We start from the raw sequence: 25,134 nt of genomic DNA on the forward strand, positions 1-25,134 counted from the left end.
GGCCATACTTGATTGATTCAAGAAAATCCGCCAGACTCGGCGACGTGCCAAACTCCGCAGACTTCGAGCGCATCCTCCGCGAGGCCGCCCTTCGGGTGACGCGCCCGCGGGTGGCGGTGTTGTCCGCGGTGCACGACCTTCCCCACGCCGACACCGACTCGATCATCGGTGCCGTACGCAGCAATCTCGGCGTCGTCTCCCACCAGGCCGTCTACGACGTGCTCCACGCGCTCACCGCCGCGGGTCTGGTGCGCCGCATCCAGCCGCTCGGCTCGGTGGCGCGGTACGAGGCCCGGGTCGGCGACAACCACCACCACGTGGTCTGCCGGTCGTGCGGCGCCATCGCCGACGTCGACTGCGCGACGGGTGAGACTCCGTGCCTGACGGCAGCCGACGACTCGGGCTACGAGATCGACGAGGCCGAGGTCATCTACTGGGGCAGATGTCCTGAGTGTGTGGCGAGTGGCAACCAGCAAGCAGCCAGCACCAAGTAACAGCGAGACGGGAGAAGGACAGACGTGTCTGACCATGCCAGCGAGAGTGAAAACCCAGCAATCCCCTCCCCGACTCCGAAGACGGACCGGCCGAGGACGATCCAGGACTGGTGGCCCGACGCGCTGGACCTGAAGGTTCTGGCGCCGAACTCGGAACGCACCAGCCCGATGGGCGCGGACTTCGACTACGCGGAGGAGTTCAAGACCCTCGACCTCGAGGCGCTCAAGCGTGACGTCGTCGAGGTGATGACGACCTCGCAGGACTGGTGGCCCGCTGACTACGGCCACTACGGCCCGCTGTTCATCCGGATGAGTTGGCACTCCGCGGGCACCTACCGCATCGCCGACGGCCGGGGTGGTGGCGGCGCCGGTGCCCAGCGGTTCGCGCCCCTCAACAGCTGGCCCGACAACGCCAGCCTGGACAAGGCCCGCCGGCTGCTGTGGCCGGTGAAGCAGAAGTACGGCCGCAAGATCTCCTGGGCCGACCTGCTGGTCTTCGCGGGCAACTGCGCGCTGGAGTCGATGGGATTCAAGACGTTCGGCTTCGGCTTCGGCCGCGCGGACATCTACGCGCCCGAGGAGGTCTTCTGGGGTCCCGAGGACGCCTGGCTGGGCGACGAGCGCTACAGCGGTGACCGGGAGCTGTCCGGCCCGCTGGGTGCGGTGCAGATGGGCCTGATCTACGTCAACCCGGAGGGCCCGAACAGCAACCCGGACCCGATCGCGGCCGCCAGGGACATCCGCGAGACGTTCGGCCGGATGGCGATGAACGACGAGGAGACGGTCGCGCTGATCGCCGGCGGTCACTCGTTCGGCAAGACCCACGGCGCGGGCCCCGCGGACAGCGTCGGCCCCGAGCCGGAGGCGGCGCCCCTCGAGCAGCAGGGCCTGGGGTGGAAGAGCACCTACGGCACCGGCAAGGGCGGGGACGCGATCACCAGCGGTCTCGAGGTGGTCTGGACCAGCACGCCGACCAAGTGGAGCATGGGGTTCTTCAAGAACCTCTTCGACTTCGAGTGGGAGCTCTCACAGAGCCCGGCCGGGGCGCACCAGTGGGTAGCGAAGGACGCCGACGCGACCATCCCGGACCCGCACGACCCCTCGAAGAGGCGTCGCCCGACGATGCTGACGACGGACCTGGCGCTGCGGTTCGACCCGGTGTACGAGCGGATCTCGCGCCGGTTCCTGGAGAACCCGGAGGAGTTCGCTCTGGCGTTCGCCAAGGCCTGGTACAAGCTGCTGCACCGTGACATGGGCCCGGTCTCGCGTTACCTCGGGCCGTGGGTCGCCGAGCCGCAGCTGTGGCAGGACCCGGTGCCCGCGGTCGACCACGAGCTGGTCGGAGCCGACGACATCGCCGCCCTCAAGGCCAAGCTCCTCGACTCCGGCCTGTCCACCTCCCAGCTGGTCTCCACCGCGTGGTCGGCGGCGGCGAGCTTCCGCGGCACCGACAAGCGCGGCGGGGCGAACGGCGGCCGGCTGCGGCTCGCGCCGCAGAAGGACTGGGAGGTCAACAGCCCGGTCGAGCTGTCCAAGGTGCTGCCGGTTCTCGAGCAGATCCAGCAGGACTTCAACAGCTCGCAGTCGGGCGGCAAGAAGGTCTCGCTGGCCGACCTGATCGTCCTGGGCGGTTGCGCGGCGGTCGAGCAGGCGGCGAAGAACGCCGGCCACGACGTCACGGTGCCGTTCGCGCCGGGACGTACGGACGCCTCGCAGGAAGAGACCGACGTGGAGTCGTTCTCCGTACTGGAGCCGAGGGCCGACGGGTTCCGCAACTACCTGCGCGAGGGCGAGAAGCTGGCGCCGGAGACGCTGCTGCTCGAGCGGTCGTACATGCTGAACCTCAGCCCGCCGGAGATGGCGGTCCTGGTCGGCGGCATGCGGGCCCTGAACGCCAACCACGGGCAGTCCCGGCACGGCGTCCTCACCGACCGGCCTGGTGTGCTGACGAACGACTTCTTCGCCAACCTGCTCACCATGGCCACCGAGTGGAAGCCGTCGGAGTCGGCGGAGAACGTCTACGAGGGCAGGGACCGCGCCACCGGTGAGGTCAAGTGGACGGCCACCGCCGTCGACCTGATCTTCGGTGCCAACGCCCAGCTCCGTGGCATCTCGGAGGTCTACGCGGCCGACGACGCGAAGGAGAAGTTCGCCCGCGACTTCGTGGCGGCCTGGGACAAGGTCATGAACCTCGACCGGTTCGAGCTGCGCTGATCTCGAAGTAGGGCGTCGCTTTTCGCAGTACAGCAGTACAGCAGTACGGCAGTACGGCATTGCAGAGGTCCAGGTCGGCCGGATCATCGGCCGACCTGGACCTTCGTCGTCCCGGCCTTCTTCTTGCTCGCGCTCACTCGCGTTCCGCGGCCCAGACTGCACGGGCGGCGGGGACACTCCCGGCCACGAGCAGCCCGATGGCGATCGCCCCGACCACGACCGGGTTTCCGGGGAGGACGAACATCGCCATCGTCAGTGGACTGCTGGCGACCATCGCCCAGGCCGCCCAGGCAGGAACGACTCCGGCTCGCCGCAGCGCTGTCCCGAGCAGGACGTACGCCGCCAGGTGGCCGACGATGTAGACGATCAGGTACGCGTTCATCAGGGGTCCGTACGCGAACGTGTCGTACAACCTCCCGTAGGGAGTGCTACCGGGCATCCGGGCCATGGCGACTGCGGCGGCGTCCAGGGCGGTCAGGGCTGCGAGCGGGATCCAACCCACCACGCCGGCCAGCCCGCCGAGCGCGGACAGCCACGGCGTACGAGCCCAGGAGAGCCGGGCAAGTCCGACGACGCTCACCGGAAGCAGGAAGCTCGCGGCGAAGAACGCGATCAGGTGTGCGGTATTGGTGGCCGGGTCTGCGGTCGCGTTCGCTGTGATCGTCTGCCCGCCGTCCGTGTGCATCGCCGGAGGCGCCAGCAGGCCGCCGAGCCAGAAGCACAGTGGACCTCCCACGACCGACACCGCAGCGAGCCGGTTGAGCAGCTGCTCCGGGCGGGAGGACGTTGCGGTAGTGGTGACGGCGACGGACATGAACGGACCTCCCGGGAGGCTGACTTCGACGCGCCACATCCTACGAACGCCTGACGACAGGTTCAGGCCGGTGCGGGTCGAGGTGTGGACGCGTGTGGTGAGAGCTTGAGCCAGCGGGGCAGAGCCCTGCGTGCGCTGGGATCTCCGCGTACGACCAGATCGCCGGAACGCAGCGCCGCGGTCCAGGTGAGGTCACCGCGCCACACCTGCGTGAGGGTACGCAGCCTGGCCTCCACGGTGACGAGTACGTCGAAACCCGGGTCGTGGTCGCAGACGTCAACGCCGTCGGTGGTGATGACCAGCCACCAGTCGCGGGGCGCGTCGGTGACGTCGGGGAAGCTGAACTTCAGCACCGTCCGGGTGTCCGGGACGGCTTCGTAGGCGAGGTTGCGGTGTACGTCCCACATCAGCAGGTGCGGGTCGAGGTCGGCGTCGCCGAGTTCGGGAACCCAGCGAGTGCCCCACCTGCCGAGCGCGTCGATGACGGGCTCGAGTTCCCTGCCCGCCGGTGTCAGCTCGTAGGTGATCCGGTTGCCGGCCTGCCGGCGTTCGACCACACCGGCCCGGACCAACGTGTTCAGCCGCTTGGACAGCAGGGCCGGCGACATGCGGGGCACACCGCGCCGCAACGCGTTGAAGTGCCGGCTGCCTGCGACGAGTTCGCGGACGACCAGCAGGGTCCAGCGTTCGTCCAGCAACTCCATGGCCTTGGCGACCGGGCAGAACTGCCCGTAGCTGGTGGGCATCGCCGTACTCCTTCCGCCCGGGCTGGGTGCGGTGCGGGCAGCCGCCACGGCCCGATGCCGTCGAGGGTAGGCGTCCCGGACCGGGCGGCGGGAGTGCAATGCCGGTACAGAAGTTGTACTGCCCAGGTACAGACCGAGTACTGGGGGCGGGCCCGCGTCGGACCGGACGATCGTGCCGACGGCGTACCGACGCACGAAAGGCCACGATCATGAGCACACAGACCGTTCAGATGACGGACCGGCCCACCCTCTCCGAGCAGGCACCGGTGCTGTTGTCCAGGATCGCCGGATATGTCGCGCACCGTACGGTGGTGATCGGCCTGCGGGCCGGGCTGCTGCGCGGCATCGCCGACAGCCCCGGCGTCAGCGCGGACGAACTGTCCGACAGGTTGGGCCTCGACCCGTTCTACGTCTCGGTGTGGTGCCGGAGCGCGTTCGCGGCCGGGATCCTCGCCCGCGGCGGCGAGGGCGGTTACGGGTTCGAGCTCGAACCCCACCTGGACACCCTGCTCCTCGACATCGCCTCACCCGCCTACCTCGGCGACGTGTTCCTCGTCTGCGACGCGCCGGAGATGTTCGGCCGGTTCGAGGAGAACCTCGCCAGCGGCCGGCGGATGTGGTGGGACGACACGACGCCCGACTGGATCAACGGGGTCGCGGGCGCGGGCACGCCGTTCTACACCCGGCTGGTCCCGGCGGGGCTGGCGCACGTACCCGGACTGGCCGAACGCCTCGCCACCGGCTGCCGGATCGTCGACACCGCGTGCGGGTCGGGCGTGGGACTCGTCCGGCTGGCGACCACCTATCCGAACTGCACCGTGGTCGGCGTCGACGGTGACCGGCACTCCGTCGAGGTGGCCCGTGAGCGGATCCGGGCGGCCGGCGTGGACGATCGCGTCCGGCTGGTGTGCAGCCCGCTGGAGGACATGGTGCTGGACGAGCCGGCAGGTCTGGTGGTCAACAACATCTCGATGCACGAGTGCCGGGACGCCGACCTCGTCACCCGGAACGTCGCCGCCGCGCTCGAACCCGGTGGCTGGTTCGTGATCTCGGACTTCCCGTTCCCGGACTCCGACACCGGGCTGCGGACCCCACCCGGTCAGGTGATGTGCGGCATCCAGTTCTTCGAGGCCCAGATCGACGACCAGCTGGTACCCCGATCGACGTACGACGAACTCCTTGCCCGGCGCGGCTTCACCAATGTCGGCTCGGTGCAGCTGACGCCGATGCACGCGCTCACCTACGGGCAGGTACCCCCGGCTGGTTCCGGCGGGTGAGCTGTCGCGCGGCACCGGCCAGGACCTGGAAGGAGTCCCACGTCGTCGCGGGTGTCGCGTCCGGATTGGCGGTGACGTCGAAGTGCTCGCCGTTGTCCGGCGCGAACTCGGTCGGCGGGTCGTCCTCCGCCTCCGGAAAGGCCCGGGTCGGCGCCGGCGTGACGCGTCCGACGAGCCGCCAGTACAACCAGCCCGCGCAGGACTCGTCCGCAGCGATCGCCTCCACCCACGAGCGCAGCGCTGCGGGCTGGTCCTCGTGCAGCGCGCTGTAGGAGAACTCCTGCAGCACAACGGGTTTCCCGGCCTGGCGCGCCGTCTCACCATGGCGGTGGATCAGCTCGACGACCTGGGCGGGAGTGATGCCGTGGTAGTCGGGATAGGTGTGCCAGGTGCCGAAGTCGATGGTCGGAATCGCGAGCTCGCGGGCGGGATCGACGAAGCTGGACCGGTCGTAGAAGCCCTCACCGCCCACGCACACAAGATGGTTGGTGTCGATCGACTTCACGTACGCCGACATCTGCGAGATCCAGTCCTCCGACAGCGGCCGGCCGTCAGGCGCGGTCTTGGTGTTGTCGGCCTCCGGCTCGTTCATCAGGTCCCAGGCGAAGATGGCCGGCTCGTCCTTGTACGCCCGGCCGGTCAGGGAGTTGCGCCGGTTGAGGACGTGCGCGACCCAGGCCCGGTAGAACGCCCGAGTGCGCTCGTCGGCGAAGAAGAACGTGTACCTACGCGGGTCGTTCGACACGTTGTAGTCGGGCAGGAACCACCGGCACACCTGCTGGATTCCGCCGGCCCACTGCCAGAAGTCGATCAGGGCGATGTCGAGCTTGAGGCCCAGCCGCTCGGCCTTCCAGATCACGTAGTCCCAGCGGCCCAGCCCGTTCACCGTGCTGTCGTTGAACGCCCAGGTGCCGCGGCCCGCATCCCACGACAGGAGGTAGGTGCCGTGCATGCCCATGTTGGAGGCGTCCGCGGTGCTCTGCCAGTTCCACGTGGACGGCACCGACCCGTCCGGCGATCCGATGACCGAGTGCAGGATCGTCCGTACGACACTCGCGCCGGCCCGCTTCGCGGTCTCCAGGACGTCGTCCACCTCGGCCCGGGTACCCCAGCCGAGGTAGTGGTTGTTGAAGCCGGCAACAGCGAAGGGCCTGCCCCGGTAGCTGAAACCGGTTCCGTCGGTGGCGACGAACGGGCTCTGGTGATCCGCGTGCGCGGGTGGCGCACCGCCCAGCAGGGCGGCGGCGGGAACGGCCGCGGAGGCCTTCAACAGGGTGCGTCGGCGTGGGAAGGCGCTCGACGGTTCACGGTGCGCTGGAGACACAGTCCCAAACGGTCCGGTGCGGCGCGGATCCCGTCAAGAGCCGGGGTCGTACGTCGGCCGAAGGCGGCCGATCCGCACCGGTGGCGCCGAGGTCGCTCGACAAGCAGCCGGCGACTCCGGTAGGTGGTGCTGAATGAGAATCGGGAACCACGGCGCGATCACCTCGGCGAAGCTCACGGCCGCGGCCCTGGAACGCGTCGAGGCCGACAACCCGCGCCTGAACGCCGTCGTCACCCTGCTCGCCGACGAGGCCATGCGCGACGCCGAGGCCGCCGATGCGGAGTCGCGGGCCGGGAACTCGCGCGGGCCGCTGCACGGGATGCCGTTCGGCGTGAAGGACATCGTTGACACCGCCGGGGTCCGTACCACCGCCGGGTCGGCGTTCTTCCGCGACCGGGTGCCGGACGAGGACGCCGAGGTCGTACGCCGGGTCCGCGACGCCGGTGCGGTGGTGATCGGGAAGCTGCACACCCACGAGTTCGCGTTCGGGCCCGCCGGGGACGCCTCCTGCTTCGGCCCCGTACGCAACCCGTACGACCCTGAGCGGATGGCCGGCGGGTCCAGCGGCGGCTCGGCCGTCGCGGTGGCCACCGGCATGTGTGCCGCCGCGCTCGGCAGCGACTCCGGTGGCTCGGTCCGCATACCCGCGGCTCTGTGCGGTGTGGTGGGCATGAAGCCGACGTACGGCCGGATCAGCCGGCACGGCGTCTTCCCGTTGTCGTGGAACCTCGACCACATCGGCCCGCTCACCCGGACGGTCGGCGACAACGCCCGGGTGCTCGCGGTGCTGTGCGGGTACGACGACCGGGACCCGGGCTCGGTACGACGCGGCGCCGAGGACTTCACCCGCGAGCTCGACCTCAGCGTTCGCGGCCTCACCGTCGGCGTACCCGACGACTACTACTTCGACCACCTCGACCCTGACGTCGACCACCGGGTGCGGGCCGCGATCAGTGCGCTCGCCGACCTCGGCGCGACCGTCCGCCCGGTCACCGTCCCCGGCCTCGCCGATCTGCGGGACGCACACCGGGTCGTCATCAGCGTCGAGGCGTACGCGGTGCACCGGGAGCGGCTGGACGCGAACCCGGAGCTGTTCGACCCGACCGTGCGGCAGCGGCTCGTCGACGGGAGCGCGATCAGGGGCTGGGAGTACACCGAGGCGCTGCGGCTGCTGTGGGAGTCGCGGCGCACGTTCACCCGGCTCTTCGACGGTGTCGATGGCGTGGACGGCGTGGACGCTCTGGTCACGCCGAGCGTCGCCGTCACCGCGCCGCGGCTGGGTCAGGTGGACACCGACGCGGCGGGCATCAAGGAGACGGTGCGCTGGGCCCTCACCCGGCTCGCCGTACCGACGAACGTGACCGGAACCCCCAGCCTGTCCGTACCCTGCGGGCTCTCCCGCGACGGTCTGCCGGTCGGCCTGCAGCTCAGCGGCCGGGCGTGGAGCGAGGCCCGCCTCTACCGGATCGGCCGGGCCCTGGAGGCCGCCGCGCACGCGTGATCGACTTGCGAGGACGGGTGCCCCCTGGCTGGAGGCCGGTTGGCTGTGGTTGACCCCAGGTGCCTCCGGGTGACACTGTCCCCATGGCGACCCCCGTGGTGACCGTTCGGCCGGACCCGTCGTACCAGCATCCGGCGTTCGAGGGCTGGGGCACCAGCCTGGTCTGGTTCGCCAACGCCACCGGCGACTACCCCGACGAGCTGCGGGAGACGCTGGTCCGGCTGGTCTTCGGCGAGGACGGGCTGGGCCTCACCATCGCCCGTTACAACATCGGCGGCGGCAACGCTCCCGACGTCCGGGACTACCTCCGCCCCGGCGGCGCCGTGCAGGGCTGGTGGCACGCGCCGGACGGCACCACCCGCGGCGACGTCGACTGGTGGTCGGCGGAGGACCCGGCCGGCTGGAACCCCGACGCCGACCACACGCAGCGCTGGTGGGTGGACCGGATCAAGCCGTACGTCACGACGTGGGAGACGTTCAGCAACTCCCCGCCGTGGTTCATGACCCGGTCCGGTTACGTCTCCGGCGGGTTCCTCCCCTGGAACGACCAGCTGAAGGCGACGAGTGTCGACGACTTCGCGGCCTACGTCGTCGGGGTCACCGAGCGGCTGGAGGCCGCGCACGGCATCCGGGTCGACAGCATCGACCCGTTCAACGAACCGAACACCAACCACTGGGTCACCATCCTCGGCTTCGACGCCCGGCCGGTCGGCGTCCGCCAGGAGGGCGCCCACATCGGGCCCGAACTCCAGCACCAGGTCCTCCGCGCGCTCGACCGTGCCCTGGCCGGCTCGGCCACCGAGGCCCGGATCGCGGCAATGGACGAGACCAACCCGTCGATCTTCGTACGCAACTGGACGAGCTGTCCCGCCGACGTGAAAGCGGCGGTGAGCAGGCTGAACGTGCACACGTACGCCACCGCCCAGCGCACCGCGGTCCGCGACCTCGCGAAGTCCGACGGCAAGCCGCTGTGGATGTCGGAGGTCGAGGGCGACTGGGGGCACGGTCAGGACTTCGAGGACATGGACCCCGGGCTGGGTCTGGCCCAGCACATCACCGACGACCTGCGGGAACTCGAACCCTCGGCCTGGGTGTTCTGGCAGCCCGTCGAGGACTACGACAATATGGCGCCCGGCGGCCACGGGGACCTCGGCGGCAACTGGGGCGAGATCCAGGTGCGGTTCGACTGCACCGCGCAGGAAACGCCGCGGACGTGCCCGGTGCGCACCAACCAGAAGTTCAACACCGCCCGCAACTTCACCCACCACATCCGGCCGGGCGACCACCTGGTGAAGATCGACGACGCCAACACGGTCGCGGCGATCCGGCCCGGCGCGCGCACGGCCACCCTCGTCCACACCAACCCGACGTCGGCTCCGCGCGACCTGCGGGTCGACCTGTCGAAGTTCGCCACCGTCGGGCCGGGCGCCACCGTCGCCGCCATCGTCACCGACCGGTCCGGCGCGCTGCGGGAGAGTGCTCCGGTCCCGGTCGACGGTCTGGTGGCGAACGTACGGGTGCCGGCCCGGTCCGTCACCACGCTGGTCGTCTCCGAGGTGGCGGGGGTGGCCGAGGACGCCGCGACGTTCCGGGACGGGCGCACCTACCGATTTGTCGGTGTGCAGAGTGGCCGGTGGCTGGCCGCCGTCGGACCGGGCTCCGACGGCCTGGTCATCCGGACCGCCGACCCGGCGAGCGCCGACCAGTTGTGGACCGTGGACAGGCTGACCGGCGGCTGGACCAACCGTGAGCACCACCAGTTGCGTGCGCACGACGGCCGTCAGGTGGCGGTGCGGTCGGGGGCGCTCGTCCTCGAGCCGGCGCAGGAGACCCCGGACGAGGCGGCGCGGTGGTACCTCTCCACGACCGGCGACGGCACCTACACGATGGCCAACGTCGCCGGGCCGGGAAACATCGAGGTGACCGGGCAGGCGACGGCCGACGGGTCGGCGGTCGGGCTCTGGCAGCCCAACGCCGGGACCAACCAGCGGTGGCGGGTGATCGACGAGACCGTTCCGGACGGATAGGCCACGCCCGGGTATGCTGATCGCCGGTTGAGGACCCAGCCGATCTGCAGGCGTTTCAATGCCCAGACGGAGGCTGGACCTCGCATGTCGCACTCAACCGACGTTCCCACGACCAGGGCCGTGCGGCTCCTGAAAGTAGCCTTCGAGGAGCTGTGGGCCGAACGGCCCCCGGCCGACGGAACGCCATACCCTCAGGCTGTCGCCGAGGTCGCCGTCCGCCAGATCGCCGGCGCCAAGTGGGCCAGCATCACCCGCGCGAGCGCGGGCCGGTTCTGGACCGAGGTGGCCACGCACGAGACGGCCCGCCAGGCAGACGAGGTGCAGTACGCCTTCGCCTCCGGTCCCTGCGTCGACGCCATTCGCGACGACACGACCCACTGGCTCCGCGACGTTCGCCATGCCCGCCGGCGCTGGCTCGACTTCGCCCAGCGCGTCGGAACCGACCTGGGGGTCGGCAGCGTGGCCAGCTGCTCCATGGTCGTACTGCCCGTCGACGACGGTCACGCGCAGTCCAGCCTGAACGTCTACTCCGACCAGCCGAAGGCCTTCGACGACACGGCGGTGCGGTACGTCGAGACACTGGCGAGGTACGGCGAGTTCCTCGCGCTGGTCACCGACGACCGCTACCGGATCCACCATCTGCGGCAGGCACTGGCGTCCAACCGGGAGATCGGGATCGCTATCGGCATGTTGATGGCCAGGCGCCGGGTCACGCGGCAGCAGGCGTTCGACCTCCTGCGGGTCGCCAGCCAGCACAGCAACCGGAAGTTGCGTGACATCGCCGCCCAGGTCGTCGACACCGGCGCACTGGCCAGCCCACCTGCCCGGTCGGTCGACGGGCAGGACACGACGGTCGCGCCGTGACCCGCGCCGGTGCCCGGGCTGTCGATGCCCGGGTTGCCGGTGCCGGTCGCAGGATCGCCGGTAGCGGCCAGCGGCGAGGATTCCCTTCCGCCGCACGGTGGTTACCGTCGGTGCATGGCTGATGCGAACGAGTCGAACCTCACCGCGGAGCAGGTCGAGCGCTACCACGAGCAGGGGTTCCTCGCCCTGGAGTCGTTCATCTCCGCCGACGAGGTGCTCCGGATGCGGGCCATCTACGACCGGCTCTTCGCCGACCGGGCGGGGCGTTCGGCAGGCGACCAGTTCGACCTCGCCGGTGCGGACGAGGACGACGCCGACGCCCGGCTGCCGCAGATCCTGAAGCCCTCGCAGTACGCGCCGGAGCTTCTGCGCAGCGAGACCGTCGCGCGGGTGCGGGCCGTCCTCGCGGCGCTCCTCGGGCCGACCGCCACGATGGGCGGCGACCACGCCATCAACAAGCCGCCGCGCCACGGTGCGGAGACGCCCTGGCACCAGGACGAGGCGTACTGGGACCCGGCGTACACCTATCGTTCGCTCAGCATCTGGATCCCGTTGCAGGAAGCCACCGTCGACAACGGCTGCATGCAGTTCATTCCCGGCTCCCACCGCGGTGAGGTGCTGCCGCATCGTCCGATCGGCGGCGACCCGCGCGTGCACGGCCTGGAACTCGTGCCCGGGACGATCGACGTTTCCGCCGCGGTTGCGTGCCCGCTCCCGCCGGGCGGCGCCACGATCCACACCAACCGCACCGTGCACTACGCGTCGGCCAACCAATCCGATGACCACCGGCGCGCCTACATCGTCGGCGGCGGCACGCCGCGGGAACCGGTGACGGCGCCCAGGGAGTACCCGTGGCGCGCCGGGCAACAGACGACCGCCCGGGCACAACGTGCCCAGAGCGCAACGCGGACGGAGGGATGACGCGATGCCGGCTTCCTCGTCTTCGCCTGTGCCTGTGACACCGGGTGGACCGATTGGCAGTCTCTCCCGGCGGCGGCTGCTGGAACTCGTCGGACTCGGTGCGGTGGGTACGGCGGCAGCGGCCACCACCACCGCCTGCGCCGCCGACGGTCGTGGGAACGGCGGTGACGGGAAGTCCGGGAAGGCGCGGGAGTTCCACGGCGCCTGGCCCTATCAGGTCCCGCCGAAGGGCCACTTCAACCTGATGTCGGGCGTGACCGACTCGATCGGGCTCGGGATGTACCTCGACCTGATCTTCCTTCCGGGCGGGATGTGGTACTGGAAGGAGCAGAAGTGGGAGCCTCTGCTGGGGGAGAAGTGGGGCTTCGACGAGAAGACCGGCACCTTCTCGTACACGATCAGGAAGGGACTCACCTGGAACGACGGTTCGCCGATCACCGGCCAGGACGTGTTGACGACGTTCACGTGCCGGCGGGTGATGAGGCAGACCGAGTGGCAGTTCGTGAACAAGGTGGAGATCGCCGACGACGAGCACACCGTGGTGTTCACCATGAACAACCCGTCGACGGTGGTCGAGCGGTACGTCGTTCGCGCGGCGGTGTTCCCGCACGCGATGTACCGCGGTTTCGCCAAGCGGGCAACGGAGCTGTTCGACTCGGGTGGCAGCCTGGACGACGCGGACGGGAAGAAGCTCAACGAGGACCTGCAGGCGTACCGGCCGAAGAACCCGGAGAAGGAGGTGCTCACCAGCGGGCCCTTCCGGTACGACTTCGGCAGCATCACCAACGCCCAGCTCACCCTGCGCAAGAACGACAAGGGGTGGGGTGCGGACCGGATCAAGTTCGACACCATCACGGTCTTCAACGGCGAGACGACCGACGTCACTCCGGTCGTGCTGGCCAAGAACGTCGACTACGCGACGCACGGCTTCCCGACCGCCACCGAGAAGGAACTGATCGGCAAGGGCTTTCGCATCATCCGTCCACCGACCTACGCCGGTGGCGGGCTGTTTCTCAACCTGGACAAGCTTCCGGAGTTCAGGGACGTCCGGGCCCGGCAGGGACTCGCCCATGCGATCGACCGGCGGCTGGCCGCCGAGGTCGGCGGTGACTCCTACAAGCCCGTACAGCTGATGGCCGGGTTCTCCGACATCCTGGTGCCACAGTGGCTGTCGGACGCCGACCAGGCGCGGCTGAACCACTACGAGCACGACCAGGACAAGGCGGCATCGATACTGACGGCCGCGGGGTGGACCAGGCGTGGCGGCAGATGGCTCACTCCGCAGGGGAAGCCGGCCACCTACGAGATCAACTACCCCGCGGAGTACTTCGACTACGTGGCCGCGGCGCAGAGCATCACCCGGCAACTCAAGAGCTTCGGTATCCAGCTCAACATGCGAGGTGTGACGTTCACCCAGCAGCCGATCGACCTGGACAAGGGGCGGTTCGAGTTCGCCATGCAGGGCTGGGGTGCGTCCAGTGCGCCGCACCCGCACTTCTCCTTCGTGGCGGCGTTCTTCACCCACAACATCCCGATCGCCGCCAACCAGGGCGGCAAGGGGATCGCGTTCCCGCTGACCCAGAACACCAAGGCGTTCGGGAAGGTCGACCTGGAAAAGGTCGTCAACGAGGCCGGCGCCGGGCTGGACGAGCAGAAGCAGCGGCAGAACGTCGCGATCGCGGCCCGGGCGTTCAACGAACTGCTCCCGATCATCCCGATTGAGGAACGCTACGGGAACAACCCTGCCCTGCAGGGCGTACGCGTCAAGGAGTGGCCGCCGGACAGTGATCCGGTCATGCTGGACGCGCCGTACGCCGACAACTTCACCACCCTGCTGATGTTCAAGGGCAAGCTCGATCCCGCGTAAGGGGATGGGCGCCGGGATGCTCGGCTGTTCGATCAAGGTCGGCGCACCTTCTGGTGCGGGTCGACCCACTCGGGCGGGATGTACTCGGGGTGGCCGTGGCTGCCCATGCGTACCTGCCAGCCTTTGTGGTGGACGAAGGTGTGGTGGGTTTTGCAGAGCAGCACTCCGTTGGCGAGGTCGGTGGGGCCGAAGTGGTCCCAGGCGGTCATGTGGTGGGCGACGCAGCGGCGTTCGGGGACCTGGCAGTCGGGGAAGTGGCAGTGGCTGCCGTCGCGGATGGCGAGTGCGCGGCGTTGGGGTTCGGTGAAGAACCGGTCGGCCATCCCGACGTCGAGGACTTCGCCGTTGCCGCCGAGAACGACGGGGATGATGTTGGCGTCGCAGGCCATCCGGCGGATGGTGGCGACTGAGAGCGGTTCTCCGCGGAGGCCGAGGATGCGGGCCGACCCGCCGCCGCCACACTTCTGGCAGCCGTCGTGGGGGTCGATGGCAGCCTCCGGCCCCGCCGCACCCCCCTCGGGTTCGGCGTCTACCTCCGGATCTGCTTCACCTGTTGGATCCGCTCCGGTCTCGGTGTTCGGTTGTGGGCGTTGCCCGGGTTCTCGTGGTTCGGGTATCCGGTCCGCGACCCCGCCCGGATGGTGTGGGTCGGGTGGTCGTTGCTCCTTGACTGGTTGAGCGTTCTGGTCAGTCGTCGTGTCGGCGTCAGTCTGGCCGAGGTCGTCAGAGGGGGCCTGGCAGGTGGTGCCACCGGAGTCAGGCATCACATCCGGGCCGACAACAACGCCATCTGCGTCGGGTTCGGGCTGGGTGTCGTTCGTGTGCTCGCGGTGGGCGGAGTTGTTGGGCCTGGTGTCCTCGGTGTCGTCGGCGCTGTTGCTGTGGGCGGGCTTCGTGGGCTTGGCGCCTGTGGTGCCGTTCGCGCTCGTGTTCTGCTGTCGGGTCTTGCGCTGGGTCTGGCGTTTGGCGTCGGGGGTCTGGCAGGTGCAGGGCATGGGGCGGACGGGGTTGAGGTCGTCGATGGTGCCGAACCCGAGGCCGGTCAGTAGCTGGTCGACTCCAACGGTGACCGTGACGCAGTCGCGTCCTCGTCCGCGGTTGGGGGAGGCTTCCCACTCGGCCATTCTGGCGACGAGTTCCGCAAAGGCGTCCCCACGCTTTTGGTCCAGGGGGCGTTCGTCGGGGTCAGGGCGGGTGTCGGAGGCGATCAGCGCCTCGATCAGCTTGCGCAGTTGTTCCATCTCCACCACCGGAAGCTTGATCACCACAGTTTCCGATCCCGGAATCCCGTTGGGCAGGTAGCGCAGCGAGCGTTTGCGTTCGGCGGCGCGTTCGGCGTCGCCGAGTTCTTTCCCGAGGCGGCGTTCCCACTCTTCTGGTGCGAGGACCTGCAGCAACGCCCGCCCCAGCAGGCGTACGTCGTCGGGGTTACGGCGCCGCGATTCCTCGATCAGGTATTCCTCGGCCTTCACCCGTTGTTCAACACCGACGTAGGCGGGCAGGTCCTTGACCGCGAACGCGATCACCTGCGCATGCTTCAACGACAACTCACCACGAGCGAGAGCGGCGGCGGTCAATGTGACCGTACGGCCCAGGTCCCGGGCCAGGCCGACGGTGGCGGACGCCTCGGTCTTCGACATCCGCTGCGCGGTGCGCAGCCATGCCGCGGTGGTCGCCGCACCCGTGGTTTTGCCGACGTCGCGGGCTTCGGCCTCGCGTACCCAGGTCAGGTTCAGAGCGTCCGCGCGCGCCTTCTCCACGGCCAGTTCGCTGATCAGTTCGCCGAGTTCGCGCGCTTCCAGGCAGGCGGTGGGGGTGGACAGTGCCTCGTCCATTGCGGCGCGGAACATGCCCAGCGCAGCCTTCAACCGGGCGACGGTGCCGTAGCCACCGCCGCCGGGAAGGTCCTGCTCTGCCGAACGCATGTTCGAAGTCTAGTAGCCATCACAGACAAGAAACCGTTGTCCACAAGGCGATCCCGATCCGTTGATTGTGGACAACTTGTGGTTCCGCACCTGGTGCCGTCCGTCGCGGGTCCTTCGGCAAGAGCTGCAAAGGGTTTGCGCCGAGACGTACCAGACTGCGTTGATGGACAGATGTCGGACGCTCTCCTGACCGAACTGCACGGACGCTTCGGAGCTCCGCGCCATGTAGTGGTCGGCCTGGCCGAGCGCGCAACCGGACGTTGCGTGGTCGAGGTCGAGCGGGTCGTACGTGGCTACGACAACGAGGTGTATCGCGTCCGACTCGATGCCGGCACCGTGGTCTACCCCCGCGTCCGACTCGGACGACCTGCGCCGCCGACTAGCGCAGACGCGCTGACCCCGACCCGGAGCCGATGGACGACTCGCAGGGCGTACCACTGCGCCACATTGCAGGAGCTGTGTGAGCACCGGGAAGACGGTTAGGACTGGCGGGCGAACGAATGCCGGCGCACCGCGATCCAGCAGTTCCGTACGGAGATCGACAGTGCGTCGCGGACGTACGCGCAACCGCCCGCGCCCTACACCGCACATCCTGACCCGGCTCGCAATCGCGGCTCGAGGCTTGCGGCTCGGGCCGGCAGAATCCGGTTTGCGTCCCCTGCGGCACGTCCAACAGGATGACCGGATGGCTATCTCCATTCAGTGCGTCGTCGTCGACGCAGCCGACCCCGACCGGCTGGCCGCGTTCTGGGAGGCGGCGCTCGGCTGGCGGCGTACTTACGACAGTCCGGACCAGATTGCCCTGGAACCCCCAGCCGGCTCGATCTGGGACGGCGTGGCGCCGGACCTGCTGTTCGTGCGCGTGCTGGACGCCAGGGCCGGCAAGAACCGCTTGCACCTCGACCTGCGCCCGGAGGACCAGGCCGCGGAGGTGGCGCGGTTGGAGTCGCTGGGTGCCTCCCGGGCGAGCGTCGGCCAGGCCGCGGACGCCGAGTGGATGGTGATGACGGATCCGGAGGGCAACGAGTTCTGCGTACTGCAGGCGTTCACCGCCGAGCAGAACGCCGAACTCGCCCGCATCCGCGCCGCTCGTACTCCCGCCACCGAGTAGAGAGGCAGACCCGAGCCCGCAGCTCAGTCCCCGCGTAGCGCGGCCTGGGCGAGGATACGGTCGGCGACGTCCATCGTCTTGACAGCATCCCGGAACGGCGAGCTCGTCAGCTCCCTCCCGGCCAGGAGGGAGTCGACGAACTCGCGGTTCTTCTGCCGGAAACCGCCGAAAACGTACAGCTCGTCGCTGCCGGCCACTGTGCGGGCGTCGTACTCGAGGGGCGAGGCCTGGTTGTCGGCGTACAGCTGCGCGCTGGTTTCCGGATCGGCGTCGCAGGCGATGGTCGGAGCATGCATCTGGACGCGGAACACCCGGCGCCCGCTGGCCCAGTTGCACAGCAGTACGCCGGTCGCGCCGGTACTGAAGTGAAGGGTGGCGGTGAACCAGTTGATGTCGGGTACGCCGACCCGCTTGCAGTGACTCTCGATGTCCTCGACGTCCCCGCCGCAGATCCAGCGCAACGTGTCGATGACGTGTACGCCGTCGTCGAGCATGCGGTCGCGCGGTGACCAGAACGGCTGTGGGTCGCACTTGTAGAACTCGCAGACCGCGTGCACGATCGGGCCACGTTCGAGGCAGGCGTCGCGCATCCTCGAAAGCAACGGACTCGTACGTCGTTGGAAGCTCGCCTGGGTGATCGCGCCGTTCTCCTCGGCGAGGGCGGCCAGCATCTGGGCCTGGTGCCGGCTGAGCCCGAGCGGCTTCTCGACGTAGAGGTTGAGGCCCTGCTGCAGGCACCAGACCCAGACGTCGTACATCAGGTGCGGCTGCCCGACGGCGTACACCCCGTCGGGGGCGGTGTCCTCCACCATCTGACGGTAGTCGGCGTAGCGCCCTTCGATTCCGTAGCGGTCCGCGACCTCGTCCAGCCGCTGCTGGTCGAGGTCGCAGGCCCCGACGATGCTGACGTCTGGGAACGATGCCAGGGAGGGCAGGTGCACCCGTTGGGTCATGGCGCCGAGTCCGATCAGCGCCACCTTCGCGTCACTCATGATGGTCCTCACTGCCTGACTGCCGGGCAGGGACTGGCAGGCGCAGTCCCCGACGTGTAAGGGTTTCGGATGGCCACACCGGCTGGAGGAGACCATCTGATGCGCACAGTGTTGTTCACCAAGCTGTTCGGGTCCCGCGGGCTGGACGAGATCGGACCCACCGTGGCCGACCTCGGCTTCGACGGCGTCGACCTGCTGATCCGGCCGGGCTTCTCGGTGACCCCGGACGAGGCGGACCGGTTGCCGCGCGTCGTGGCCGACCTGCGGGCGCTCGGCCTCGACGTGCCGATGGCGACGACCGACCTCACCGACCCGGCGAGCTTCCCCACCGCGAAGGTGTTCGGCGCGTGCGCGGAGGCCGGCGTCGGCCTGATCCGGCTGGGGTACTGGAACTACGACGGGTCCCGTCCGTACGACGACATCCGGGACCAGGCACGGCGCGACCTCGACGAGCTCGAACGCCTCGCCGCGTCGTACGGCATCGGTCTGGCGATCCAGCTGCACGGCGGCACGATCCACTCCTCCGGTGCACTCACCCGGGTGCTGCTGGAGGGCCGCGACCCGGCGGTGGTCAGCGGCTATCCCGACCCGGGTAACCAGGTGGTGCAGGACGGCCGGGAGGACTGGCGGCTGACGTTCGACCTGCTGCGTCCCTGGCTCAGCTGTGTCGGGGTGAAGAACGGCGGCTGGTTCGCGGGCGCCACCCAGGCAAGCGGCGGGCGTGCCTGGCAGTCGGACTGGCTCGGCCTCGCCGACGGCATGGTGCCGTGGCCGGACATCCTGGACCACCTGCGCACGACGGGGTTCGACGGACTGCTGTCGTTCCACAGCCACTACGAACTCCCGTACGACCAGGTGCTCGACCAGACCCGGGTCGACCTGCGGTTCGTCCGGCGTTGCCTGGAGCGAGCCGGCTGAGCTTCGGCACGAGGGAGTCCCACCAGGTGAGGGAACGCTTGCGGTCGTGGCTCGGCGGACGATGGCGGTTCGGAGCGGCGGTCGGTATCGCGTTGCGGGTGATGTTCCGCGCGGACCCGCGTTCGGCGGCCGCTGCGCTGGCGTGCTCGGTGGTGATGGCGTTCCTGCCCTCGGCGACGTTGGTGGTGCAGCGTGCGCTGGTGAACCGGGTGTCCGAGGCCGGAACGACTGCGGTGGGCGTCGGCCTGGTCGTGGCGGTGGTTGCGTTCGCGCTGTTCGTCGTGGCCGAGGATGCTGTGGACCTGATCCTGTCGACCTGCACGGACAACGTGCGCGACCGGGTGGAAGTCCTGGTGTCCGGCGCCCTGATCGAGCACGTGAACGACTTCCACACTCTTGAGTTGTTCGAGTCACCGCGTCTGCTTGACGGCCTGGGTCTGGCCAAGGCCGGTGTCGCCGGCTTCGGTCGCCTGTGCTGGGCTGTGTTCGGGGTCGGCGCACGGCTGGTCAGCCTGGTGCCTGTCGTGGTGCTGCTGTGGCAGGTGCGGCCGTGGATCCCGGTCGTGATCATCGTGGCTCTGGTGCCGGTGGTCTGGCTCACGCTGAGGGTGCCCGTACGCGTGTGGGCGTTGAAGGAGCAGTCCGCCGAGACCGCACGCCGACGCGACCACCTGCAGATGGTTCTCACCGAGTCGTCCTACGCAGCCGACGTACGCCTGTATCGATCGGCGCCTGCGCTGATGAGGAGCTGGCGGTCACTGGCCGGTCAGGTCACCGAACCGGTCGCGCACCTGCGCGCCCGGTCGATGGGTCTGCTGGTTGGCGTCGCGGTGCTGAGTGGTGCGGTGATGGTGCTGCCGATCTGGTGGTCGGCCGTCCATATCTCGTCGAGGGGCGGCGTGGGCACCTTTGTCCTGGTGCTGTCGTCGATCGTGATGCTGCGGGTGGTCGTCTGGGTGTTGCTCGCCAACGGTAAGGATCTGGTCGAGTCGGCCGCGGGTGTGGGCAGGTGGCAGGCGTTCATGCAGACCACACCCTCTCGGCGTGCCGAGGTGGCCGATGCGCCCACGCTGCCGGTCTCACCCTGCGGGGGCGCCACGGTCGAGACGACCGGGCTGCGGTTCACCTACCCGGGTGCACAGCAGGCTGTGTTCGAGGGGCTGTGCCTCGGCTTCAGGGCCGGTACGTCCACTGCCATCGTCGGCAGCAACGGCGCGGGCAAGACCACACTCACGAAGCTACTGATCGGGCTCGTGGATCCCGACGCGGGAACGATCCGATGGAACGGCGTCGACACAGCGAAGGTCGCCCTCGGCGAACTGCGCGAGCGCATCGCGGTCGTTCCGCAGAACTTCTCCCACTTCCCCTTGACGATCCGGGAGAACCTCCTCATGGGACGCGAGGGGATCCCGGACGAACGCCTGCTGGAGGTCCTGCGCGACGTCGGACTCGACCACCTCGCCCAGCAACCCTGCGACCTGGACGTCGTGCTGTCCAAGGAGGTCGTCGGCGGGACAAGCCTGTCCGGCGGACAGTGGCAGCGGCTGGCGATCGCCCGCGCGGCCGTCGCGGCCGATCGCGCCGAGCTGTTCGTCTGGGACGAGCCCACCTCCGCACTCGACCCCCTGGTGGAGTTCGAGGTCGCCGACAAGCTCCTGCAGCTCTCCCGCGGGCGGACCAGCATCGTCGTCAGTCACCGGCTCGGCATCTGCACGCTTGTCGACCGCGTGATCATGCTCGACCACGGCCAGGTCGTCGAGGACGGCACCCACGAGGACCTGCTCCGCAGGAACGGCGAGTACGCCCGCTGGTTCGAGGTCCAGGGTCGCCTGTACCGCAATTGACAGTTGACGCAACCGTACGGTTGCCATAATGTAGCAACCGAACGGTTGCTACCAACTGGAGGTTGCAGATGAGCTTTCCCGATCGCATCGAGCGGACCATGGAGGTCGCTCACCCGCCGGCCAGGGTCTGGGCGGCGCTCACCACCGCCGAAGGGCTGGGCACCTGGTTCGGCAACCAGGCGACGATCGACCTGCGTCCGGGCGGATCCGCCCAGCTGACGTGGGACAGCGGCGACAAGGCCGAGTTGCGGGTCGAACGCGTGGAGGAGCCGTCGGTGTTCGGCTTCACCTGGCAGATCCACGGGTTGCCCGAGGACGACCCCCGTCGTACGTACGTCGAGTTCACGCTCGAACCCATCGCCGCGGGCACCCGGCTGACCGTGGTCGAGTCCGGTTTCGCCCAACTGCCCGAGGACGCCTACCGCAAGGCGTACCAGGGCAACACCGAGGGCTGGGCGCACGAGCTGGGCGAACTCGTCGACTACCTCGATGCCGCCTGAGCCGGCCGAGCCTGAGCACGGTGACGTCGAGGCGGTCGCCGAGCAGGTCTTCGTCGCCCTGGCCGACCCGACCCGGCGCGCCATCCTGGCGGAGCTGGCCTCGGGAGGACCGGCCACGGCGACGGACCTGGCCGACCGGTTGCCGATCACCAGGCAGGCGATCGCCAAACACCTTGCCCTGTTGACCGACGCGGGTCTGGTGACCGCCGAAGCGGGCGAACGTCGCCGGGTGCGGTACCGGCTGCGCTCCGCGCCGATGCAGGTGGCACAGCAGTTCCTGGCCGCGCTGGCCCGCGACTGGGACAGTCAACTCGACGCACTGAAGGACCTCCTCGACCGAGGGGCAGGAGGACGCGACGCGTCCACGACGGACGAGAACGGAGGAACGCCATGACGACCGAGGAGGCACTGGTATCGGGAACGGCGTGAAGGAACCACCTGTCGTACGGGCCCGAAGGTCGCTGTCGCACCTCGTCGTGGCGCAGCGGCCTCTGTGACGTTCAGTCCTCGCCGACGACCTGACGGTCGGCGGAGGAGAACGAGATGACGAACACGGCGGTGTCCGGGCCGACGTTGCGGGCGTTGTGGAACACGCCCTGCGGGATGCTGATGGTGTCGCCGGCGCTCATCCGTACGGAGTCGTCGTCGAAGCTGTGCTCGATCGTGCCCCGCAGGACGTGCAGAACCTCGTCGCAGTTGGGGTGGTAGTGCCGCGGGTTGTGCTGACCCGGCTCGATGTAGCACCGGCCAACGGTCATCGTGGTGGAGTTGCCGAGCCTGCCCGACACCATCCAGACGAGGCGCCCCCAGGACGTCTGCTCGATCTCGTGGTCGGGGACGTTGGCGAGGGCAGTGGCGACGTCGGGCATCAGGCTGCTCCGTTCTCGTTCGGCGGTGACGGGTTCAGGGGAAGGTCGACGAAGGTTCCGGCGGGCACGGTCCGGTAGGCCTCGAAGAGACGCATGACGGCGAGCGAGTCCTCCAGCGTGCCCCTGGTCGGTGGCGTTCCGGCCAGAACACTGTCACAGAAGTGCAGGAGCTCCGGCACGTAGCCGAGGTAGAAGAGGTTCTTGTTGTAGAGCTGCCCCAGGGAGAACTCCGGCTCCCAGTGCAGGGGTGCGTGCTCCTCGTTGACGACGTAGGAGGGTGAACGTCCGTAGCCCAGACGTGCGCCGCGGCGGTAGTAGGTGAGCCGGACGCTGTTGTCCACGACGACGTTCGCGTCCTGGCCGACCACCTCGACGCGTTCGAGCGGGCTGGTCCCGGCACTTCCGGCAGCCAGGTGCAGCGTCCCGACCGCGCCGGAGGCGAAGCGCAGCGAGGCTGTGCTGGCGCCGGAGACCGGCTCCCACTGGTAGCCGAACCCGCACACGTCTCCCATCAGATGGTGCAGAACCGCGCCCGGGTGGTAGATGTGGTCGAGGAAGCCGCGCATCGCCCGCAGGTCGTGGCGTTCCTCGAACGCCGGAAGGCTCTGCGGGTAGCGGACGCTGACCGAGCTCACCTCGCCGAACTCCGGTGCGGAGATGATCTCCTTCGTGCGTTCCATCGCGGGGGTGAAGATCTTCTTCAGTCCGGTCATCACGAACCTGCCGGCCGCCGCGGACTCCCTCTGCAGTTGACGGATCTCGGCCACCGAGGCGGCGGTCGGCTTCTCCATCCAGACGTGGGCGCCCGCTCGCAGGCAGTCCAGGGCGAGGTCGGTCGCCTGCACCCGGCCGTCCTCGGCGTACGACGTCACGACGAAGACCGCGGCCGGCCGTTCACGTTCGAGCAGCTCGCGGTGGTCGGTGTAGGAGCGCGGCGCTCCGAACAGCCGGGCGTACTCCGCGGCCCGTTCGCCGTCGAGGTCGCAGACGGCGCGCAGGTCGACCGGTGCGTACTGGAAGGACGGGTAGACGTTGCGGTAGGAGTGGCCGCCCGCACCGATGAACGCGACCGGGATCCGTTCGGCGTACTCGAACTGGTAGGTGATGTGGTCCACCACTCCTACCGTGGCGCACCTTGCGCGCCCGCGCCCCGCCTGTTGCCGGAACCGGCCGCCTATTGCCTGACGACCCTCAGCCGGTGGTCATGAGGTAGTCCTCGCCGAGCTCGCCGTTGCGACGGAAGCCCAGCCGGACGTACAGGCGCTCGGCGTTGCCATTGTCCTTGTTCACCTGCAGCTCGACGGCCACTCCCTTGCCGCTCGCCTCGTCCAGCAGCGTGGTGATGACCGCTGTGCCGATTCCTCTGTTCTGGAACGCGGGGTGGATCTGGATCCCGCCGAGGAACACGCGTTCGGGGGTACGGACGACCCGCAACCGCCCGGCGCGTTCCTCGCCGACGCAGATCACGTACGTCGTGCTGTTCTCCACCAGGCCCAGCGCCTGGTCCCTGGTGCCGGACCGGTAGCCGTCGAGCCAGCTGTCCTTCTCCGCTGGCGTCATTGTCGGCTCGTCCTGCAGATACGTGGCGTACACCGTCTGGCTGAGGAACTCCACGTCGTCGAGTGTCGCGGGCCGCACTGACGGTTCGGAGGGTCTTGTCGGTTCGGGGGTCATGCCTCAACCTCGACCCAGGCCCACAGCCCGGTCAACCGGTTATCAGCGCAAGGCTAGGTGGACTCGCGGACGACGAGGTGTGGCTGGACGACGACCTGTCGGCGGCGGCTCCCGGAGGCCCCCTCCGCACCGCCGAGCGCCTCCAGCAGCAGCGAGGCGCCGAGCTCTGCCAGCCGCGGGTTGTCCTGGTCGACGGTGGTGAGCTCCGGAGTGCACGCCCGGGCGATCGGCACGTTGTCGAATCCCACCACCGCGACGTCGCGCGGCACCCTCCGGCGGCGGTGCCCAAGCGCCTTGACGACGCGCACGGCCCAGAGGTCGTCCGGGGCGACGACGGCGTCCAGGCCTTGCGGAACCACCCAGGTGTCAACCAGGTCTTGCGCGTACGCGGCGATCACGTCCGGGTCGAAGACCGGCCGATCGAGGTCGGCGGCCCACGTCCGGGGTTCGAGCCCGTGCGCCTCGCAGGCGGACCGGAATCCACGCAGGCGCGCAGGTGGCCGGGTGCCGACGGGGTTCTCCAGCACGAGGCCGACGTCGGTGCGACCGCGCGACACCAGGTGGTCGACGGCCTGACGTACGCCGGCCGCGCGATCCACGTCGATGGCGTACGCACCGCGAAACGCCGACCGGCCCGCGCACAGCACCACCGGCTGGTCACGCAGCCTGCGGGCCAGCGGCCGGATCCACTCGCCGGGCAGTTGGTCGACCAGGATCAGCCCCTCCACGGCGCGGTCCTCGAAGTCGTCGAGGTACGCCGACAGCGCGGACGCGTCGTCTACATGACCGACGACGAGCCGGTATCCGTGCGTACGCAGGACTCGTTCGATCGCGAGCAGGCGTTCGAAGTGGACCTGCGCACTCTCCGCCGCGATGAGCGCGCCGAGCAACTTGCTGCGGACGCCGTTCAGCTGCTGTGCGGCGCGGTTGGGGCGGTAGCCGAGCTCCTCCGCCACGGCGACGACTCTGGCCGCGGTGGCTTCACCCACCCGGGTGTTGCGTCCACCGGCGGCGTGCAGAACGTGCCCGGCGACGCTTCGGGAGACGCCGGCCCGGGCGGCGACGTCGGCCAGCCGGACCGCCGCGCGCGCCGAGGGCGACCGGCTGCTGGTCACCATGGCGAGCAAACGTAAGGCTGACGGTCCGGGCCGTCAAGGCCGTCGGAATCAACGGACAATGTCGGCCATAAGCCTTGCCAGCTGTGTACGAGTGTCTTAACGTCTCGGCTTCGAGACCACAACGCGCAAACAGC

General features: G+C 69.2%; 22 protein-coding genes. 13 read left to right on the forward strand and 9 right to left on the reverse strand.

Going from position 1 to position 25,134, the window contains the following annotated elements; all coding sequences use genetic code 11:
* Positions 1-44 precede the first annotated feature (44 nt).
* Together F4554_RS31785 and katG are read left to right on the forward strand one after the other, a co-directional pair.
* A complete protein-coding gene (locus tag F4554_RS31785) occupies positions 45-494 on the forward strand; it encodes a transcriptional repressor (RefSeq protein ID WP_179785758.1) in 450 nt (149 codons plus the stop codon).
* A gap of 24 nt (positions 495-518) precedes the next feature.
* Positions 519-2,708, forward strand: coding sequence for a catalase/peroxidase HPI (gene katG, locus F4554_RS01870; protein WP_179785759.1), 2,190 nt, complete (start codon positions 519-521; stop codon positions 2,706-2,708).
* Positions 2,709-2,841: 133 nt separating this feature from the next.
* On the opposite strand, the gene F4554_RS01875 is transcribed toward katG, so the two are convergent.
* The gene (locus tag F4554_RS01875) at positions 2,842-3,522 is read right to left on the reverse strand and encodes a hypothetical protein (RefSeq protein ID WP_179785760.1); all 681 of its coding nucleotides are present in this window, start codon (positions 3,520-3,522) and stop codon (positions 2,842-2,844) included.
* A gap of 62 nt (positions 3,523-3,584) precedes the next feature.
* Entirely contained in the window at positions 3,585-4,268 is a 684-nt protein-coding gene (locus F4554_RS01880) for a winged helix-turn-helix transcriptional regulator (protein ID WP_179785761.1), read from the reverse strand.
* A 209-nt stretch (positions 4,269-4,477) separates the two neighbouring features.
* Here F4554_RS01880 and F4554_RS01885 point away from each other — a divergent pair, with 209 nt between their 5' ends.
* Complete coding sequence (locus F4554_RS01885; protein WP_179785762.1) at positions 4,478-5,545, forward strand: class I SAM-dependent methyltransferase; 1,068 nt, start codon at positions 4,478-4,480, stop codon at positions 5,543-5,545.
* Here the strand turns inward: F4554_RS01885 and F4554_RS01890 are convergent.
* A complete protein-coding gene (locus F4554_RS01890; protein WP_179785763.1) occupies positions 5,505-6,815 on the reverse strand; it encodes a cellulase family glycosylhydrolase in 1,311 nt (436 codons plus the stop codon). The two genes, F4554_RS01885 and F4554_RS01890, sit on opposite strands and share 41 nt — an antisense overlap.
* Positions 6,816-7,002: 187 nt before the next feature.
* Between F4554_RS01890 and F4554_RS01895 the strand changes: the two genes are divergently transcribed.
* The 5 genes from F4554_RS01895 to F4554_RS01915 all read left to right on the forward strand — a co-directional run bounded on the left by F4554_RS01895 (position 7,003) and on the right by F4554_RS01915 (position 14,049).
* Positions 7,003-8,370 carry an amidase gene (locus tag F4554_RS01895; RefSeq protein ID WP_179785764.1) on the forward strand — a complete coding sequence of 456 codons (1,368 nt, stop codon included), beginning with the start codon at positions 7,003-7,005 and terminating at the stop codon, positions 8,368-8,370.
* Between the two features lie 83 nt (positions 8,371-8,453).
* Positions 8,454-10,397: an RICIN domain-containing protein gene (locus F4554_RS01900; protein ID WP_179785765.1), complete on the forward strand. Its 1,944-nt coding sequence runs from the start codon at positions 8,454-8,456 to the stop codon at positions 10,395-10,397.
* A gap of 84 nt (positions 10,398-10,481) precedes the next feature.
* Positions 10,482-11,261: a GAF and ANTAR domain-containing protein gene (locus tag F4554_RS01905; RefSeq protein WP_179785766.1), complete on the forward strand. Its 780-nt coding sequence runs from the start codon at positions 10,482-10,484 to the stop codon at positions 11,259-11,261.
* 114 nt (positions 11,262-11,375) lie between these two features.
* Complete coding sequence (locus F4554_RS01910; protein WP_179785767.1) at positions 11,376-12,182, forward strand: phytanoyl-CoA dioxygenase family protein; 807 nt, start codon at positions 11,376-11,378, stop codon at positions 12,180-12,182.
* A gap of 28 nt (positions 12,183-12,210) precedes the next feature.
* Positions 12,211-14,049 (forward strand): ABC transporter substrate-binding protein, encoded by a 1,839-nt coding sequence (locus F4554_RS01915; protein ID WP_337795828.1) that lies wholly within the window; start codon positions 12,211-12,213, stop codon positions 14,047-14,049.
* Between the two features lie 32 nt (positions 14,050-14,081).
* On the opposite strand, the gene F4554_RS01920 is transcribed toward F4554_RS01915, so the two are convergent.
* Positions 14,082-15,974, reverse strand: a complete 1,893-nt coding sequence (locus tag F4554_RS01920) for an HNH endonuclease signature motif containing protein (RefSeq protein WP_179785769.1) — start codon at positions 15,972-15,974, stop codon at positions 14,082-14,084.
* Positions 15,975-16,659: 685 nt separating this feature from the next.
* On the opposite strand from F4554_RS01920, the gene F4554_RS01925 reads away from it, so the two are divergent.
* Entirely contained in the window at positions 16,660-17,085 is a 426-nt protein-coding gene (locus F4554_RS01925) for a VOC family protein (protein ID WP_179785770.1), read from the forward strand.
* A 23-nt stretch (positions 17,086-17,108) separates the two neighbouring features.
* Here the strand turns inward: F4554_RS01925 and F4554_RS01930 are convergent, their stop codons facing one another.
* Entirely contained in the window at positions 17,109-18,077 is a 969-nt protein-coding gene (locus F4554_RS01930; RefSeq protein WP_179785771.1) for a Gfo/Idh/MocA family protein, read from the reverse strand.
* Between the two features lie 99 nt (positions 18,078-18,176).
* Here F4554_RS01930 and F4554_RS01935 point away from each other — a divergent pair, with 99 nt between their 5' ends.
* The 4 genes from F4554_RS01935 to F4554_RS01950 all read left to right on the forward strand — a co-directional run bounded on the left by F4554_RS01935 (position 18,177) and on the right by F4554_RS01950 (position 21,733).
* Positions 18,177-18,995, forward strand: a complete 819-nt coding sequence (locus tag F4554_RS01935) for a sugar phosphate isomerase/epimerase family protein (RefSeq protein WP_179785772.1) — start codon at positions 18,177-18,179, stop codon at positions 18,993-18,995.
* 26 nt (positions 18,996-19,021) lie between these two features.
* Positions 19,022-20,839, forward strand: a complete 1,818-nt coding sequence (locus F4554_RS33415; protein WP_179785773.1) for an ATP-binding cassette domain-containing protein — start codon at positions 19,022-19,024, stop codon at positions 20,837-20,839.
* 68 nt (positions 20,840-20,907) lie between these two features.
* Positions 20,908-21,339 carry an SRPBCC domain-containing protein gene (locus tag F4554_RS01945; RefSeq protein WP_179785774.1) on the forward strand — a complete coding sequence of 144 codons (432 nt, stop codon included), beginning with the start codon at positions 20,908-20,910 and terminating at the stop codon, positions 21,337-21,339.
* Positions 21,329-21,733 carry an ArsR/SmtB family transcription factor gene (locus F4554_RS01950; RefSeq protein WP_179785775.1) on the forward strand — a complete coding sequence of 135 codons (405 nt, stop codon included), beginning with the start codon at positions 21,329-21,331 and terminating at the stop codon, positions 21,731-21,733. Before F4554_RS01945 ends, F4554_RS01950 begins: the two co-directional genes overlap by 11 nt.
* Positions 21,734-21,839: 106 nt before the next feature.
* On the opposite strand, the gene F4554_RS01955 is transcribed toward F4554_RS01950, so the two are convergent.
* The 4 genes from F4554_RS01955 to F4554_RS01970 all read right to left on the reverse strand — a co-directional run bounded on the left by F4554_RS01955 (position 21,840) and on the right by F4554_RS01970 (position 25,000).
* Positions 21,840-22,208, reverse strand: a complete 369-nt coding sequence (locus F4554_RS01955) for a cupin domain-containing protein (RefSeq protein ID WP_179785776.1) — start codon at positions 22,206-22,208, stop codon at positions 21,840-21,842.
* On the reverse strand, positions 22,208-23,323 hold the full coding sequence (locus F4554_RS01960) for a Gfo/Idh/MocA family oxidoreductase (protein ID WP_179785777.1): 1,116 nt from the start codon (positions 23,321-23,323) through the stop codon (positions 22,208-22,210). The genes F4554_RS01955 and F4554_RS01960 overlap by 1 nt, the downstream gene beginning before the upstream one ends.
* A gap of 76 nt (positions 23,324-23,399) precedes the next feature.
* The gene (locus F4554_RS01965) at positions 23,400-23,882 is read right to left on the reverse strand and encodes a GNAT family N-acetyltransferase (RefSeq protein WP_179785778.1); all 483 of its coding nucleotides are present in this window, start codon (positions 23,880-23,882) and stop codon (positions 23,400-23,402) included.
* A gap of 53 nt (positions 23,883-23,935) precedes the next feature.
* Positions 23,936-25,000 carry a LacI family DNA-binding transcriptional regulator gene (locus F4554_RS01970; RefSeq protein ID WP_179785779.1) on the reverse strand — a complete coding sequence of 355 codons (1,065 nt, stop codon included), beginning with the start codon at positions 24,998-25,000 and terminating at the stop codon, positions 23,936-23,938.
* Positions 25,001-25,134: the final 134 nt, after the last annotated feature.

Source organism: Actinopolymorpha rutila, assembly GCF_013407855.1.
Lineage (GTDB): Bacteria > Actinomycetota > Actinomycetes > Propionibacteriales > Actinopolymorphaceae > Actinopolymorpha > Actinopolymorpha rutila.

Coding starts and splice junctions, on each gene's coding strand:
- F4554_RS01945 (WP_179785774.1), top strand. CDS start 20,908: ATGAGCTTTCCCGATCGCATCGAGCGGACCATGGAGGTCGCTCACCCG.
- F4554_RS01905 (WP_179785766.1), top strand. CDS start 10,482: ATGTCGCACTCAACCGACGTTCCCACGACCAGGGCCGTGCGGCTCCTG.
- F4554_RS01885 (WP_179785762.1), top strand. CDS start 4,478: ATGAGCACACAGACCGTTCAGATGACGGACCGGCCCACCCTCTCCGAG.
- F4554_RS01955 (WP_179785776.1), bottom strand. CDS start 22,208: ATGCCCGACGTCGCCACTGCCCTCGCCAACGTCCCCGACCACGAGATC.
- F4554_RS01925 (WP_179785770.1), top strand. CDS start 16,660: ATGGCTATCTCCATTCAGTGCGTCGTCGTCGACGCAGCCGACCCCGAC.
- F4554_RS01930 (WP_179785771.1), bottom strand. CDS start 18,077: ATGAGTGACGCGAAGGTGGCGCTGATCGGACTCGGCGCCATGACCCAA.
- F4554_RS01910 (WP_179785767.1), top strand. CDS start 11,376: ATGGCTGATGCGAACGAGTCGAACCTCACCGCGGAGCAGGTCGAGCGC.
- F4554_RS01950 (WP_179785775.1), top strand. CDS start 21,329: ATGCCGCCTGAGCCGGCCGAGCCTGAGCACGGTGACGTCGAGGCGGTC.
- F4554_RS01875 (WP_179785760.1), bottom strand. CDS start 3,522: ATGTCCGTCGCCGTCACCACTACCGCAACGTCCTCCCGCCCGGAGCAG.
- F4554_RS01935 (WP_179785772.1), top strand. CDS start 18,177: ATGCGCACAGTGTTGTTCACCAAGCTGTTCGGGTCCCGCGGGCTGGAC.
- F4554_RS01880 (WP_179785761.1), bottom strand. CDS start 4,268: ATGCCCACCAGCTACGGGCAGTTCTGCCCGGTCGCCAAGGCCATGGAG.
- F4554_RS01965 (WP_179785778.1), bottom strand. CDS start 23,882: ATGACCCCCGAACCGACAAGACCCTCCGAACCGTCAGTGCGGCCCGCG.
- F4554_RS01900 (WP_179785765.1), top strand. CDS start 8,454: ATGGCGACCCCCGTGGTGACCGTTCGGCCGGACCCGTCGTACCAGCAT.
- F4554_RS01895 (WP_179785764.1), top strand. CDS start 7,003: ATGAGAATCGGGAACCACGGCGCGATCACCTCGGCGAAGCTCACGGCC.
- F4554_RS01970 (WP_179785779.1), bottom strand. CDS start 25,000: ATGGTGACCAGCAGCCGGTCGCCCTCGGCGCGCGCGGCGGTCCGGCTG.
- F4554_RS01920 (WP_179785769.1), bottom strand. CDS start 15,974: ATGCGTTCGGCAGAGCAGGACCTTCCCGGCGGCGGTGGCTACGGCACC.